The sequence below is a fragment of the Ottowia thiooxydans genome, assembly GCF_040548795.1.
GTDB classification, from domain to species: domain Bacteria; phylum Pseudomonadota; class Gammaproteobacteria; order Burkholderiales; family Burkholderiaceae_C; genus Ottowia; species Ottowia thiooxydans_A.
The window spans coordinates 607,311-622,484 of the sequence record NZ_JBEPSH010000002.1 but is presented as its reverse complement, the minus strand read 5'-3'; the positions used below and the strand labels follow the sequence as shown (position 1 = coordinate 622,484).

Genomic DNA, 15,174 nt, shown 5'->3' with positions numbered 1-15,174 from the left:
TCGCGGGTAGCTGTGTAGTGTCTGTCCTGATATTTGCTGGCGAGGTTTGTCCCGAGGATGCTTTGACCAGGGGTCTAGACGTTGACTCCGTACCATGGAGGTCAGTCCTCGTTGTCCCAGAGCGTGTCGGCAGACGGCCTACTCATACCTCGGTGATTGATGTCTAGCCTATCTGCTTTCCGGGATTGACTGAATTTCGGATGCCACCCCGCCCCGGCCCCGTAGGGGCAAGGGGGCGGGGTGGGATGCTGGTCGATCGGGCACGATCGGACTTTATGCGCCCAGGAGCATTGCGCAATGAGCGATCATACGAATTGCCAACTTTCTACCCGCTGCCAACAATGTTTGACGACATCCATGCCTACTTCCATGAAAATGTGCGAGCCGCATATCGAGAGTTCAAGGAGCGCCTTACCGAGCCGCGCGCAGGCAGAAGTACCGATTTGCGATTAGCCGTCGGTGCTTGCGAAGCACTGTTTCACTTACGAGAGCACCTTCCGGTGGCTCATGCGCTTTCTCGAGCCGAGGCGGAAGCACGCTGTCCTGATCTGGCTTTGGTCGGAGACATTGCGAACGTGAGTAAGCACCGGAATGTCACGAGGCCAACCCCGCACGGGACCCCGCTTGTCACTTCTGCAACACAATTGCAGGAAATCATGAGCATGATCGACTACGAGGACGCTGAGGGTGAATACCAGTGCCTCTCAAAGCGGGTTGTCGCCGAACTCTCCGATGGAACACCCGTAGACGTCATGCAAGCACTGACCAGTGTGCTGAATTTTTGGGAAACCTACTTGGCCGATATTGGGGTGCTGGAAGCCGCAACCGTTCATACGTACGATGATGGGTTGGGTTTTCGACCACGTCCACCACAGGCAGTCGGGCCGACATTTGAAATTGTCCGGGGTGTGCGTTTTCGTCAATCTTTGGAATTTATGAAGTTCAATCCCGACACTGGTCGAGCAGAAGCTATAAATTTTCCAGCAGGTACTAAAGCCAGGATGCAGATACGCAAACGTCCACGGCACCAGGTTGACCTCACTGTCCGCCATGACGCGAGTGGTAGAGAGTCCACACGAACGATTACTCTCACGGAAGACGAAAGCGCAGAACTCGATGCAGCGCCTGAGGAAAACTACGAAGATATGCTGAGGGGCTTTGAGTCCATGAGAAATGGCTTCAGAGAGCTTGCGGCTGAAGTGTCTTGTGATTCGAACGCTGAAATCTGATTGACTGTGCAGGGTTTTTGCCTGGATCGCCGCATGAGTGCTGTGGCACGATTCAATTCAAAGTCTCAACTTGGAATGACTGTAGGCATGGCTCAGTATCCGTTTGCACCGCGCGCTAACGAAGATGGAACCCAGAGGCTAGAAACCGAAGCAGAGTTTCGCGAGCGCGTGATTGCCTGTCTTGAGTACTTCGATCAGAGGGATCGCGTCGAGCGTGCGGAGCGGCATATCTGGTTGGGCAAGCATCGCGTCTCTGTGAATGGGGTTTATTGGGAGCGATCGGAGACGTCGGGTGTAATGCGGGAGGCTTGTAGCAGCTATGCTCACGGCAATTTCATTGCGACGTTAGTCTTGTCGTTAGCGTACGTTGAACACGTGGTCAACGATGCTCTTCCACCATTACCCGTAGGTAGAAGGACTCCAACTATGGCTACGGCAATTAAGCAAGCCCGCTCAGCGGGATTGTTTCCGGACGAGTTGCTGGATGGGGCTGCGGTACTCAGTGAATTCCGCAACCCGTTCATACACCGCCGAGATCAGGGCGATCCTGACACGATTGGTCAGCGCGTCAAGAGTCGAAAGATTCACCCATCAATCATTCTTGAAACGGATGCACGTGACGCCTTGCAGATTATGTACGGATTCTTTCGCTACTCGTTCGATCCGCCACTGAACCCGTGATCAGAATTTCCTCACCGTCGTTTGTTGACGATGACAATGGGCGCGTTGATTTCGATACTCCGGAAAATTCCTGGACACTTTCGCTTACGATGGGGAAAACGGAGGAAGTTAGGAATGGCAATTGAGATTGATTGGTCGCTGCGACTGGCAGACGTGCTCGTAGTGCTAGCCACGGCAGTGAGTCCGTTCATAGCGGTACAAGCATCGGAAAAGCTTCGGGCCAGTGCTTCAGCGCGAGACGCACGGGAAAAAGTCTTCCATACATTGATGAGCACCCGAGGGGCACGGATGACACCTGACCATGTAGCAGCCCTAAACCGGATCGATCTTGTCTTCCCCGCCCAGAAATTCTCCGACGTGAGCGATGCATGGAACTTGTACATGCGCCACCTTTCAATCGGTCAGCCGGAAGCGGAGCGAGCAGGTGATGCTCACTTTGAAAAAGGCGGCAGGCTATTCATGTCGTTGTTAAAGGCGATGGCGATGGCTCTCAACACGCCGTTCTCAGAAACGACGCTTCAGCATAACGCCTACTATCCGATCGGGTACATTCACAATGAGCAGCAGAGTTACTTGCTTCGCGATGCCGCATTGCAGGTGCTAAAGGGCGAGCAAGCTATCGCAATCAAGCCAACCGAAAACAAGCCCCATTCGTCATAGAGCTTGTCTGAGACACGTCACTATTCGCTTCATCTCGGCCAGAAACTTCTCGCGATTCGTGCAGGGTAGGGAGGGGCAATTCACTTCTCCGACAGCGTCGCGTTGGGCCAACAGACCGGCGTTCGAGCGTCATTTTGGCGATTTCTCGCGCTTTCGCATTCCGCCTAGGTTCTTCCTGCCCTCCAATTTGCCCATCGTTGTACGCACTCCGTTGGTGCTGACTCGACGGCTAGGCTTGGCTGAGATTGGAGATCTGCCAGATCAACGTAGAGCGCTTGGAATTGATATCAATTTAGATTTCTTGGCGCGAGTGGGTTCGAATATATATATGCTCATCGAGTGATAGGTAGCGCGAGGGGGAAAGGAGCGGGAGGGGCTACGCTGCCTCCCGAGGATCAGATTGCGGAGGTGAGATGGGTCTCTTCAACGCCAACTGGGGCGCCTCTGTGGCAACATCCTTCGTTCGTCAATCCATTTGAGCTTCTATGCAGGAACTGATTGAGCTGCTACGTTCCGAGCCAAATGCAGCAAACGCATTTGGCGCTCTTGCAAGTGCCGCAGCAGCCATCCTGGCACTATTCGTTTCTTGCGCCTCGGTATGGATATCGATATCGGCAGCGCGCAGTCAACGCGAGCACAATAGACTGTCAGTGCGTCCGCTGGCCGAGGTGACTGTCGCGGACTATGAGGACAGTTTGCGTGTCAAGTTGACGAACAACGGCACAGGCCCACTGATTGTCCTCGCTGTGACCGTCTCCGATGGCTCCAAGGCACTCGACAGTCTCATAGAGTGGATGCCATCTCTCCCTGAGCATCGCCCATGGAATACCTTTTCACATGCGCTGTGTCGACGCAGCCTGCAACCCGGAGCGGAGATAGTTCTGCTTGAACTCGCGGAGCACGATGGCGAAATCAACTTCCCGCAGTGCAGGGATCGAGTCCGGCAAGCGCTCGCGCCCCTGACTGTCAACATTGAGTACACAGATATTTACGGCACCATGCTCCCTCCGTGTAGGAAGGATTTGTCATGGTTCCGCCGCAATCTATGACAGATGGCGTCGCCGTTGCCTCTGGTTTGTCTAGTTTGATGCTGAGGCGAGCCGTCGCAAGACCTGGTTATCGTTCCCTACCTAGCACCTATCTATCTACCCATGCATCCATTTACAGCAGACTATGAGGGCGTCCAGTACGCTGGAGAGTACGATTTCGTAGACGGTGACACGATCATCGTTTGCTTCCCGGACGGAACCCAGTCCCCTGAGATACCGCTGCGAGGTCTCAAGCCTCTACCGACAGCCAAGACCGAGCTGCGAGCCTATGCACGCAAGCTCCAGCAGCGGTAGTGGAGCACCTTAGTAGCCTTGTCGGCTTCGCGGTGTGGCGGGTGGTCGGCACAACGTCGCTGCGTCTGATCGCAATCACTATTCCTACCCTGCAACCTACTTACAGGGCCAGCAGCGCCTGAGCGCAGTTGATGAGCTGCGCTCAGAGGGGCTACGTCAGGTCTACGGTGGGTGCAGATGGGGCATGGGTCTTCACCCAGGTGATCCCGTTTTCGCGCGCCGTGGTGGACGAGTACGACTCGCTGACCCCGATTACTTGACCGTTAGTGGCGTTCAGGGTGAAGTAGGGGCTCCCGTTACTGGCAGTGAGCTTCTGATAGCGCGCATCGTACGGCGCATTGGCCTTCACGGACGCGATGCCTGCTTCTGCATTCTGCTTGGTCGTGTAGCGTTCACTGGTCAGGACAACCTCGCCATTCCCGGAGGACTTGAGATTGAACATGTACTGGGTACCGCTACGTTTGAGATGAAAAATTCCGGACATTTGGTGTTGCTTAGTTGAACATTGATGAGGTGAGGACTCCCTCAGGAGACCTGTGAGAGTCCTCACCAAGCTACGTCACCGCTTGCTATTCGGTGTACGGCTTACTGGCTTCCATGTGCTGCCAGGAGTCGTAGTTGGAGGCAAGGGCTTACGGTCAGGCACTGCCGCGAAGTTGTCACGCAGCCCACCACGGGGCCCCACTTCTTGGAAAATGCCGCCACTGTTGCCGGTACTCGTACCGGGCTTCTTTCCTGCTGTCATATTTTTCCTTTCGGCACAGCAAGTTCCCCCGGTACGTAGAACCCTCTAAAGCGTCATCAAGCTGATTCAGCTATGCTCAACGTTTCCTAGGACGTGAGTTCGGGAGCAGATTTCGCCGGTTTCGGTAGTCTGCTTACCTGCCGGGACTGGTACTCTCGGCAGGTCTTCTTTTAGCTGGATGGAAACCCAGCACGCATACTGTATACGGTGTCTCTGGCGGTTGCAAGACACTACTGGTAGTTTGTTGTGGATAACTTTGTGGATAAACTGGGGCTGTTCTGTGGATGCCTGTGTATAGGCCGAGTTATGGCTTGGCCCATAGGCTTCTCCATCGCCCGGTACTTAGCGGCTTGAGCCCGTGCGCCAGTTCGCCGTGTTCCTTGAAACCCTCCAATTTACCCATCGTTGTGCGCACTCCGTTGGTGCTGACTCGACGAACAGTTTTGGCTGAGATTGGAGGTCGGCCAGATCAACATCGAGTGCTTGGAGTTGATTCCCAACCCCAGCAGCAAATTTGATGGCGATCAGCCCTCGAGTTGACCAAAAATAGTGGCATAATCGTCAGTTCCGGAGCGATGACCGAGTGGCCGAAGGTGCTCCCCTGCTAAGGGAGTATGGGGTGTAGAGCCTCATCGAGGGTTCGAATCCCTCTCACTCCGCCAAGATAAAGCCTAAGTGATTCAATCACTTAGGCTTTTTTCTTGTGCGATTCCCACCTTGCGTGGCGAGGACGCGAGAAGGTAATGCGGTGGTATCCCGGATGGCGTCAACGCCAAGGCCGCGTGGGCTGAGCTTGCGGCTGCAAGTGCCGCTTCAAAGCATGACCCTTGGAACTTCCCCCAGAAACGAAAAACCGCCCAGGGGGCGGTTTTTGCGTAAGCTGTCTCGATGAGGGCGCTTGGTGGCGAAGAGTCTGGCGCTTAATCCAGTTGAACTTTCATGCTTCGCACCAGCGGAACCCAGGTGTCGTATTCCTTCTTCATGAATGCAGCCACCTGCGCACGGTTCATGGCGGGGTAAGCGACCACGCCTGATTCTTCGATTTGACGTGCGTTGGCAGGGTTGGCCATGGCCTTGTTGACAGAGGCGTTGAGTCGGTCGAGTACGGCGTCTGGGGTGCCGGCAGGTGCCCAGAAAGCATTCCACGAATAGGCGCGGAAGCCTTTGAGTCCGGCTTCGTCGAAGGTGGGCACGTCGGGCAGGCCCTTCATGCGCTTGGGCACGGCCACCGCAATGGCGTTCAAGCGGCCGGACTTGATTAAGGAGTTGACGACCGAGGGCGCATCCATGGCAAAAGCCACTATGCCGCCCATCAGGTCCGTCATGGCGGGACCTGTTCCGCGGTAGGGGATGTGCTGCACATCCACACCCGCCATCTGGCTGAACAAGTGACAAGCAATGTGGCTGGAGGTGCCATTGCCAGCCGATGCATAGTTGAAGTGCCCTGGGCGAGATTTAAGGCGTTGAAGCAGTTCAGGCAATGTCCGAATCCCGGAGCTGGCTGGCACTACAAGCACCAGGGGGACTTCCACGGTCATCGCCACCGGTGCCAGATCTTTCAGAGGGTCATAGGGCAGCTTGGAATACAAGCCCACGTTCAGCGCGTAGGTGGAAAGCGTGCTGTACGCCAGGGTGTAGCCGTCGGCGGGCGCGCGGACAGCAGCTTCAACGCCAATGTTGCCTCCGGCGCCCGCCCTGTTGTCGATCACGACCGGTTGGCGCAGATCATCAGCCATGGACTTGGAGACTATGCGCCCGACCAGGTCGGTGTTGCCGCCGGCGGGGAAGGGCACGATCACGCGTACCGGCTGGTTAGGCCAGGGAGTAGAAGCATGAGCCGAGAAGGGTGAGAGAACGCCGAGTGGGGCGAGAGGTGCCACAACTGCAGCCTTGACCAAGGTGCGGCGGGAAAGAGCGGTGGTTTGCGGTTTCATCGTCGATCCTTAAAAGTCAGATGGGAAAGTGCGTGTTGATGGAATGAGCGGGTACGCGAAAGCGTTCGCTGTTGATGGATGACGCGTGCCAGGCTGCCACCTCGTCGGCGCGGGCCCACCAGACTGTCGGGTCGCGCCGCATATGCTCGATGAGCTTGCGCAGCAAGCGCAGGCGTTGGGGGCGGCCCGAGATCCAGTCGTGGATCGTCAGCATGAACAGCCCACCGTATTCGCGCATGCCTTCGAATTCTTCGATCCAGCTTTCCAGCACCGCGCCAGGATTGGCGGGATGGGTCTTGTCGCGCGCGCTATTGGTGTAGCGGAAGTACAGGGCATCGTCGACCATCCACTGCACGGGCACCTGCACCAGGTTACCCACGTGATAGGGGTGGTCAAAACCCATCAGGGAACTGTCGTACGAAATACCGCGGCGCTCCATGGCGCTTAGGAAGTCGGGGGTCATCTCCCATGAAGGCGCACGGTGGCCGAGTCCAGTGAGTCCCGTTTGCGCGCGGAACAGATCCTGTGCCTGGCCCAGGTAGTCTTCAGCCTGTGCTGGAGGAAGGGCTTCGATGCGCTCGTGGTAGTAGCCGTGGTGGGCGATCTCGTGCCCGCCGGCCACCAGATGGGGAAGCAATTCGGGGTAGGTTTCTGCCACTACACCGGGCACGTAGAAGCTGCCCTGAATGCCATATTCGGCCAACAGATCCGTGATCCGCTTCAGACCCTGGCGCGGGCCGTACCGGCGCTGTTCGATTTCACCAAGGTGGTTGATGTCCTGTCCGCGGCTGATCCACAGGAAAGGCGACTCCGCGTCAAGATCGAGAGAAATCACCACCGCACAGCGCTTGCCTTCCGGCCAGACATAGTCAGGGTAGTGGATGGTGGGATGATCGTGCATTCTCATGGTGTGACTTTCAGAATTGGGCGCGCAGGTAGGGTGAGGGCACAAGCTCTCGGCGGCCCCTCAGTGGCCAGAACGGGTCGGAGAGCAGCGCGCGACCGAGGAGCAGGAGGTCGGCCTGACCAGTTGCCAGGATCTGCTCGGCCTGGGCTGCATCGGTAATGCCGCCCACTGTGCCCGTCGCGATGTCCCCTTCCGAACGGACACGCTGAGCGGCGTCGGCGTTGAAGGCGACGCCGGCGGGCCTGGGCTGCGGTGGCGCAATGCCGCCGCTGGTGCAGTCAATCAGATCGACGCCCGCTGCGCGCAGCAAGCGCGCCAGCTTGACTGATTCATCGACTGTCCACCCGCCGGGCACGCCATCGGTGCACGACAGGCGCACGAACAAGGGCATGGCCGCTGGGAGCACGGCGCGAACCGCTTGAAGCGCCTGCAGTGGAAAGCGCGTGCGCCCATCAAAGTCCCCGCCGAACTCGTCGTCGCGCTGGTTGGAAAGGGGGGATAGAAATTGGTGCAGCAAATACCCGTGGGCCAGGTGCAACTCGACTACGTCGAAACCCGCTCGCACTGCGCGCTGGGCAGCTGCTGCGTACGCAGCCACGGTGCGTTCGATGTCATCGCGCGACATCGCAGTCGGTTGGGACATACCTCCATCCTGGGCCAGCGCACTGGGTGCGGGCACAGGCCAGGCACCATCATTGATCCCCAGCGCCTTGCCGCCATGCCAGGGCACCTGAGCGCTGCCTTTACGGCCGGCGTGGTTGAGCTGTATGCCCATGGCCGCGCCCAGATCGTGGCCGTTGGCCACCAGTGCGCGGAGCGCCTGTTCCTGCGCGTCGTTCCACAAACCCAGACAGCCATGCGTGATGCGGCCCTCGGCGGTGATGGCTGTGGATTCGAGCATCACCAGCCCGACGCCACCAATTGCGCGCGCGCCGTAGTGGGCTTGATGCCAGGCACCTGCCAGCCCGTCGACCGCCTTGTATTGGCACATCGGTGAAAGCGCCATCCGGTTGGACAGGGTGAGGCCGTTGACCGACAAGGGAGAGAGAAGGATGCTCATGACAAATGCTCCAGAAGAGAGGTCCAGAACGCCAGGCGTGGCCCGAGGCTGGACACGAGGAAATGTTCGTGTGCGGTATGTGCACCGTCGCCCGCGACGCCTAACCCATCAAGGGTGGGAACGCCCATGGCCGCGGTGAAATTGCCATCGCTGGCACCCCCTGTCATGGGAGCTTCCTGCAGCTCGAACCCGGCCTTCGCTGCGTGCAGTTGTGCCTGCGCCAGGAGATCTCCGCTAGCGGCGGTTTTTTCATAAGGCGGACGCTTGAGCCATGCTTCTATCTGCAGGCGCACATCTGGCGTGCAGGGCTCCAGCGCCATCACGCGTGCGTGCACAGACTCTGCGAGGGCTTGTGTGGGCATGCGGAACTCGGCTGCCAGCGCGGCGTGATCGGGGACCACATTGGTGCCTGTTCCGCCTTCGACGCGACCAACGTTCAGTGTCACACCTTGGTCGTAGTCGGTCATTGCCTCCAGGGCCAGCACCTGGTGGGCGAGCTCGCGAATGGCATTGCGGCCGAGATGGTGCTGCAAACCCGCGTGGGCCGCGCATCCGTGCACCTGCATGCGAAGCGCGCCTATGCCTTTGCGCGCGGTCACGCAGTGACCTCCAGCTCTTGCCGGCTCACCCACCAACGCATAGCGGGCATTGCGTGCTGCGTTCTCAATCAAAGGCCTCGACTTGGCGCTGCCGATTTCTTCATCGGGTACGAACAGCATGTCGATGGGCAGGCAGTGCGCCTGGCGTGCTGAGACGTTTTTGAGCGCCGCCAATGCCACGCAGGCGCCGGCCTTCATGTCAAATCCGCCCGGGCCGAAGACGCGATCGTCTTCGATGCGCAAGGGGTTGCGCGCCAGTGACCCCACGGGATGGACCGTATCCAGGTGGGCCAGCACCAGAATGCCAGGGCGCTCGTCCCCAATTGCCCGGTTGCTCACGGTCAGCAGAGGGCCGACTTCATCACCCAGGGGCTGAAGTTGTGTCGTGAGACCAGCCGCCCGGGCATCGGCCTGTACCAATCTCGCCAATGTCGCCACAGCGGCAGGATCGTGCGAAGGCGTTTCAATCTCGATCCAGCGCTGGATCTGGTGGAGCAGGGCTGGGGCGCTCATGCTGGGATGCGTCGGTTGATGGCGTTGCCGCCATCGACGGCGATGGTTTCGCCAGAAATGAAGGCAGCGGCGTCCGAGCTCAGGAAGGTGATGACGTTGCCGATCTCGCCCGGGCGTGCGAGGCGCCGCAAGGGCACGCCGGAGCCAACGCGCTGCAGGTGTGACTCGGGGATAGGGTCGCAGGTATCGCCGCGCAAACCGGGCCGTACGGCGTTGACGCGTACCCCCTGCGGACCCAGCCGAACGGCAAAGGCGCGCGTGAGTTGTTCGAGGGCCGCCTTCGACGCCCCGTACACGGCACCGTTTTCCCGCACCACACTGGCAGCACCCGAGGAAATGTTGCAGATGGCGCCTGAGCCGCGCACAGCCATGGCAGCGCCCAGGCGCTGCATCAAGTGGAATGGCGCGCGCAGGTTGACACTCAAGATTCGATCGAAGGCATCGAGCGGCATGTCCAGCACATCGAGGAACGGGAACAGCCCTGCGTTGTTGATCAGCACGTCAGGCGTACCCTGCGATAGCAGACCGTCGGCCAGCGCCTGGACATCTGTAGCTTGGCTGAGATCGGCAGGAAGATAGACAAAGCTGCCCGCCGGCAGTTCGTCCGAAGGTGCAAGCTCCGGTGCAATGTCGCTCAGCAGCAACTTCGCACCTTGTTGGTAGAAGGCGGTGGCAATTTCTTGTCCGTATGCGCCGCAAGCACCTGTGACAGCGACCAGTTTGCCAGCGAATGGAAGATCGCTCATGCGTTCAGCTCCCTCACGATTTGAGCGAACTCGACAAGGTTCTCGCGAGCTATGGATCGTTGACCATTCTCGATCTCACGGATCATGCGAATCAGCACCTCAGTGATGGGCGCTTGGCCACCACGGGCTTTCGCCACGCGGACGATTTCACCGATCTGGACGTCCACCTCGGTCTTGCGCTTGCGCACGGCCAGGTCCCGCCAGACGCCGCTGCGTTGCTTGGTCGAATGCCGATAGTGATCGGCCATCAAGGACAGCGAGCGCTTCGATTCGCTCACAGGTGCTTCTACAGCAAACGCTTGGGGTTCGAACCCGTCGAATCCGATGGGGCTGACGCCCGCCAGAATGGCAACGCCGATCACCTCTCCAGCCAGTGCCGTGAACAAAGGCTGATGTTGCGCGTCCGAGAGCGAGTCGCTCATGGTTTCATTGGCCAGCGCGGTCGCAAACAGGAGGCTGCCGTAGGCCAGCTTGCCCCATTTGTAGCGTGCAACATCCGCTTCCGCTGACGTGTCCGGATCAAAGGCGCGCAGCAACGCGGCCAATTCCTCTACGCGCTGTGTGAGTCCGGGGGTGTATTCGCCAAGTTTGATGGCACCCCGATTGCCGTAGCTGATGTGCCCCGGTTCGAGATAGTCTGCGGCAAAGTTCACGAAGCCGGATATCGTGCGATGCGCGCCCACGCCCGCTGCGATGCGTTCTTCGTTCAGTCCGTTTTGAAGGGAAACCACCACGCCGCCAGGGCTCAGGTGGGGGGTTAACTGCGCCACTGCCGCTTCGGTGTGCTGCGCCTTCACGGCCAACAGAATGCAGTCGTAGATCCCCTCCAGGTCTGCAGGCGTTGAAGAGGGAACGGCCTGAACGAACTGCGCAACAGGCCCATCGATGCGAAGGCCCGCAGTCCGGCTGATGTGCACGTGTTCGGCCACTACATCGACCATTTTGACCGGTATACCGGCGCGCGCCAGAAATGCGGCCACACAGCCGCCGATAGCACCACCGCCCCAGACAAGCACAGGGTTTCGAGGCTGCCATTGGCTCGCCGCAGATGTCTTTTTTAGGTCTCTGTCCATGCGAACGAGTCTAGAAGTGCCTCTGCGGCAATACCAGCCATGGGGAATAATAGTTCCCATAACTGGGAGTAATGTTTGAAATGGCGCTGCCCGATCTCAACCTGTTGATTTACCTTCATCTGCTGATCAAATACGGCAACGCGACCAAAGTTGCCCAGGCGATGGGCGTGAGTCAACCGGGGGTGAGTGCAGCGCTAAAGCGTCTGCGTGCCGTCTTGGACGATCCGGTATTCGTTCGTACGGGCGGGCGCATGGTGCCGACGCCCAAGGCGCAAGCCGTACACGCTCAGACCGCTGGGACGCTAGAGATGTGGGAGCGCCTGGCTGAGGGCGAATTGGTCTTCGACCCTGCGCGCACGAACCGGGGCTACACCCTTTTGGCTTCTGACTACATCCTTCACCAGATGTTGGCCCCATTGGCCGGCGAATTGGCGCGCCGCGCGCCCGGTGCCACTCTGCGCGTCATACCGCCCAATCCGTACCGTCGTCTCCAAACCGTTGTGAAGAGGGAGGCGGATTTCGCCATAGGCTACTACCATGAAGCGCCGGAAGAGCTGCGTGTACGGCGCCTCTTCGTCGAATCCGTGGTGTGCGTGATGCGTCAAAGTCATCCTGCAGCCCGAAGCTTCGATCTGGATGCTTTTGTGCGCTATCCCCACGTAGGGATTGCCTCCGTGGCGCAGGGCTCATACAGCGCCACTCTGGAGCGCTCCTTGCTGGAGCGCGGGATTCATCGCCGACTGCCACTCACGGTTCCCAGCTACCTGGCTGTGCCTTCCCTGTTGGTGGAAACGGACTACATCGCATTGCTGCCGGAAAGTCTGGCAACGTCGTTCGCCAAACAGATGCCCTTACAGGTGCACCCCAGCCCGTTCGAGCTGCCTGCTCTGGACGTGTCTATCCTCTACCACAACAATGCTCAAGACGATGCGTCACATCGATGGTTTCGCCAATTGACGGTCGAGGTCGTCGGCATGGCTGGCTTGCGAGGAGTGTCTGAGCCGCAGCTTTGAACCCACAGCTGCTTAAGCGTTGATCAACCAGTTTGCCGAACTGATTTCCTGGTGCGCCCATTCGTTGCCGTCAGACCGTGCTTCACGTCTCCTCGAGAAGCCCATACTTTCACAGACTGCGAGAGACTATGGACGTCGCCTCAACTGAAAAATACCGATACGCAGTGCATCGGGTTCCTTCGCTGCACAGGCGAGCAACGACACTCGGTGAGGGCGCCAAACTTAGCCAGGACGGGCCAGGCAGCTTCAGTCTCTCACCATTTATCTTCAGCTGGCCCTGGCGGCGGAGTCCGCGGTGCTGAGGTAACCGCAGGTTCGCTGCTTTGAGTGGCACGGGAATTTTCCCGGGCAGGGCGCGCGGTAGTCGGTTTTGCCGAGGTCGCCAGAGTCTGGTTTTCTATGGGTTTGGAAGCCGGCGCTTTGCCTGCTACCTTGTGTCGAAGTACGATATCACCCGGTTTGAAGGGCTTGCCAGAAAGGCTTTCGGCACCGTCGACCAAAGTGCCGTACGAGGTCTGCGCTGAAACGCGATCCACGCGGATTGTGCCTAGAGGATTCTCGTGACGGCCAAGTGATCGGCCAGTCTGGGGGTCTTTCAGCTCTTCGCCCAGTGAAACAGCCTGCCAATGCTGCCCGGTCTTTAGGGATTCGCCTCCCTGACTTAGAACAACTTGGTCGCCTGTCATCGAAACCACGGTAATAGGAAAGATCTCTGTCACAACAGCGCCGCCGATCTGCCCGGCCAGAGAGTCCATCATTTCCGAGACCATGCTTGCGCCGTTGATCACGCGGGGGAGGGTGCTCGGATCAGCTGACGCCAGCTTATGCTCGAAAGAGTCTGACATGACAACTTCGCCCGTCGCAGCGTTGAGCAGACGGAGCGTGATACGGCCACCACCCGAATAGGACACCAACTCGCGATCAGACATCCGCAATTTCCGAACGCTGCGGGGGTACTCGAACCGTTCGATGGTCGGGATCAAGATCAAGTCAGTGGCCAGTTGCTGTCCTAGACGTGCGCTGTCCTGTACTCGAACGTTACCACTGTTGATGTGATCGATCTCGGCCTGCATCTCGCTGCCAAACTCCCTGTCTAGAACGATGAAGCGTTTCGTCTGGGTGAGAATGTCAGAAAGCCTGCCTCGCACCGCGCTAGCGACGACTACAGAGTTTGTGCGGCCATCACCTACCGCGTAGCTTGTGGCACTGGTCTTCGGTAGCGCGACGACGATTTTGGGGCGCCCTTGTTCGTCGGGAGCGCGATACTGGGCTACATCTACACGAACGCGCACCTTCCAATAGCTGCGCATCTTCTGTTGGCTTAGGTCCGACTCATACGAGCTGGCGCCACGCCGAATATCCAAGTTGGCCTTTTCATCGGATGAGGAAGAGCCCGCAAATGAGCCGGAATAGCTGGCTTTATCCTGACCACTACTAAGATTGCCGCTTTCACTCGCGTCCACTTTGGCAGTGTGAGAAGTCGAGGCTGAGGCAGAGTAGCTGTAACCCCCGTCGCTAGCACGCACTCTGGCGACGGTCTGCTCGTCGAGCTTGTCGATTTCTTCCTGAGACAGGATTTCGTATCCGGTCACGGCGCCTTGGCTGGCGGCAATCAATTTCTGGGAGAAGCCTTCCGCTTGCGCGGAGCCACCACCTTGTCCGCTGGTTGAAACACTTAACGAGGAGCGGAATCCTTGCATTTGGCTTGCTACACGCACGCCATTGACTTGCGCCACTGCGGATTGCAACGCAGAGATCACGGCCAATTCTTGAGTGGTGCCGACGGCCTCCACTTCCCGGCTGACTTTCGTCACGCCACCGAAATCAGGGGAATTGTTCTTCGCTTCCGGCTGAGCTGGTGTGCTTGCAGCGGGTGCCGGTGAAGGGGACGGCGGAGCAGCAGCCACCACTTCTTCCTTTTTGCTGCAAGCCGAGAGCAGGCTAACGAGCAATACGAAGGTACATATTTTAATTTTTCGCATCACGCGCTCCTACTCTCAAGAATGGCTCTGGTTCAGAGGAGACTGGTGGCGTCTTGAGGGATCTCGACGCCGTTGTTCCTGGCGAAGTCCACGGCGCTCTTCAGGACGCTGGTGAGATTGGTCACACTGGTCGGCACGCTTTTCACAACATACGCACCGGCTTGAAGTTTTCCGAGTTGCAGTGGGGAGATACTGGAGAGGCCTGAAGTGAAGCCCTGTGCTTCGCTGCTCATGCCGATGTACTTTTTGACGCCAGTTGCAAGAAACAGAAGGCCTTGGGCGTACTTGGCCTTCGCCTCTGAGTCCTTCAAGGTCGCACCTGATTTGAGTGCTTCGGATACTGCGGCAGTGTTAGCGCTGATGGCCTTGTCTTGTTCTTCAATGTCCTTGGCAGACAAAGAGTCTGATGTTGCGGCGGCGTTGACCGCCTGGGCTTTGATGCCCAGTGCGTCGGCCAAATGCGAATTGGCGGTGGAAACATCCTTGCCCGCTGCGACGTACGAGCGCACGAGCTGGTCTTGACGTGCGCCAATATCTCCGCCGCCGCTCGAACCAGAGCCGAGAGCCGACTTAACGTTGCCGAGCATGCTCCCAAACTGGGCGTGGCTGAGAGGAGCAATTGCGAGAAGTGCGGCAGCAACCGAAATGGTGACGATTTTTTTCATGACGAAATTTGACTTGAGTTGAAA

15 protein-coding genes and 1 tRNA gene are annotated in these 15,174 nt (G+C 58.5%); 7 read left to right on the top strand and 9 right to left on the bottom strand.

All coding sequences use genetic code 11. The annotated features are described in order from the left end of the window. The first annotated feature begins 341 nt into the window (after window positions 1-341). From ABIE13_RS06430 to ABIE13_RS06410, 5 genes are all read left to right on the top strand, one after another. Window positions 342-1,229, top strand: coding sequence for a hypothetical protein (locus ABIE13_RS06430; RefSeq protein WP_354442164.1), 888 nt, complete (start codon window positions 342-344; stop codon window positions 1,227-1,229). 33 nt (window positions 1,230-1,262) lie between these two features. After that, entirely contained in the window at window positions 1,263-1,910 is a 648-nt protein-coding gene (locus tag ABIE13_RS06425) for a hypothetical protein (RefSeq protein ID WP_354442163.1), read from the top strand. A 114-nt stretch (window positions 1,911-2,024) separates the two neighbouring features. Beyond that, window positions 2,025-2,570 carry a DUF6680 family protein gene (locus ABIE13_RS06420; RefSeq protein ID WP_354442162.1) on the top strand — a complete coding sequence of 182 codons (546 nt, stop codon included), beginning with the start codon at window positions 2,025-2,027 and terminating at the stop codon, window positions 2,568-2,570. A gap of 485 nt (window positions 2,571-3,055) precedes the next feature. After that, entirely contained in the window at window positions 3,056-3,619 is a 564-nt protein-coding gene (locus ABIE13_RS06415; RefSeq protein WP_354442160.1) for a hypothetical protein, read from the top strand. 102 nt (window positions 3,620-3,721) lie between these two features. Further along, window positions 3,722-3,913 carry a hypothetical protein gene (locus ABIE13_RS06410; protein ID WP_354442158.1) on the top strand — a complete coding sequence of 64 codons (192 nt, stop codon included), beginning with the start codon at window positions 3,722-3,724 and terminating at the stop codon, window positions 3,911-3,913. Window positions 3,914-4,064: 151 nt separating this feature from the next. On the opposite strand, the gene ABIE13_RS06405 is transcribed toward ABIE13_RS06410, so the two are convergent. Continuing rightward, the gene (locus tag ABIE13_RS06405) at window positions 4,065-4,397 is read right to left on the bottom strand and encodes a YegP family protein (RefSeq protein ID WP_354442157.1); all 333 of its coding nucleotides are present in this window, start codon (window positions 4,395-4,397) and stop codon (window positions 4,065-4,067) included. An 830-nt stretch (window positions 4,398-5,227) separates the two neighbouring features. On the opposite strand from ABIE13_RS06405, the gene ABIE13_RS06400 reads away from it, so the two are divergent. Continuing rightward, window positions 5,228-5,320: transfer RNA gene (locus ABIE13_RS06400), tRNA-Ser, on the top strand. Window positions 5,321-5,578: 258 nt separating this feature from the next. Here the strand turns inward: ABIE13_RS06400 and ABIE13_RS06395 are convergent. The 6 genes from ABIE13_RS06395 to ABIE13_RS06370 are packed head-to-tail and all read right to left on the bottom strand — an operon-like array spanning window position 5,579 to window position 11,490. Then, window positions 5,579-6,592 (bottom strand): Bug family tripartite tricarboxylate transporter substrate binding protein, encoded by a 1,014-nt coding sequence (locus ABIE13_RS06395; protein WP_354442155.1) that lies wholly within the window; start codon window positions 6,590-6,592, stop codon window positions 5,579-5,581. 16 nt (window positions 6,593-6,608) lie between these two features. Further along, a complete protein-coding gene (locus tag ABIE13_RS06390; RefSeq protein WP_354442153.1) occupies window positions 6,609-7,499 on the bottom strand; it encodes a polysaccharide deacetylase family protein in 891 nt (296 codons plus the stop codon). Between the two features lie 10 nt (window positions 7,500-7,509). Further along, entirely contained in the window at window positions 7,510-8,559 is a 1,050-nt protein-coding gene (locus ABIE13_RS06385; RefSeq protein ID WP_354442151.1) for an NADH:flavin oxidoreductase/NADH oxidase, read from the bottom strand. Then, the gene (locus ABIE13_RS06380) at window positions 8,556-9,671 is read right to left on the bottom strand and encodes a M20 family metallopeptidase (RefSeq protein WP_354442149.1); all 1,116 of its coding nucleotides are present in this window, start codon (window positions 9,669-9,671) and stop codon (window positions 8,556-8,558) included. The genes ABIE13_RS06385 and ABIE13_RS06380 overlap by 4 nt, the downstream gene beginning before the upstream one ends. Beyond that, window positions 9,668-10,417 carry an SDR family NAD(P)-dependent oxidoreductase gene (locus ABIE13_RS06375; protein WP_354442147.1) on the bottom strand — a complete coding sequence of 250 codons (750 nt, stop codon included), beginning with the start codon at window positions 10,415-10,417 and terminating at the stop codon, window positions 9,668-9,670. Before ABIE13_RS06375 ends, ABIE13_RS06380 begins: the two co-directional genes overlap by 4 nt. Next, the gene (locus ABIE13_RS06370; RefSeq protein ID WP_354442145.1) at window positions 10,414-11,490 is read right to left on the bottom strand and encodes a ketopantoate reductase family protein; all 1,077 of its coding nucleotides are present in this window, start codon (window positions 11,488-11,490) and stop codon (window positions 10,414-10,416) included. Before ABIE13_RS06370 ends, ABIE13_RS06375 begins: the two co-directional genes overlap by 4 nt. Window positions 11,491-11,561: 71 nt before the next feature. On the opposite strand from ABIE13_RS06370, the gene ABIE13_RS06365 reads away from it, so the two are divergent. Then, entirely contained in the window at window positions 11,562-12,503 is a 942-nt protein-coding gene (locus tag ABIE13_RS06365) for a LysR family transcriptional regulator (protein WP_354442143.1), read from the top strand. A 254-nt stretch (window positions 12,504-12,757) separates the two neighbouring features. Here ABIE13_RS06365 and ABIE13_RS06360 read toward each other — a convergent pair whose 3' ends face one another. Next, window positions 12,758-14,485 (bottom strand): CsgG/HfaB family protein, encoded by a 1,728-nt coding sequence (locus ABIE13_RS06360; protein WP_354442141.1) that lies wholly within the window; start codon window positions 14,483-14,485, stop codon window positions 12,758-12,760. A 32-nt stretch (window positions 14,486-14,517) separates the two neighbouring features. Then, window positions 14,518-15,150 (bottom strand): hypothetical protein, encoded by a 633-nt coding sequence (locus ABIE13_RS06355; protein ID WP_354442139.1) that lies wholly within the window; start codon window positions 15,148-15,150, stop codon window positions 14,518-14,520. Window positions 15,151-15,174 lie beyond the last annotated feature (24 nt).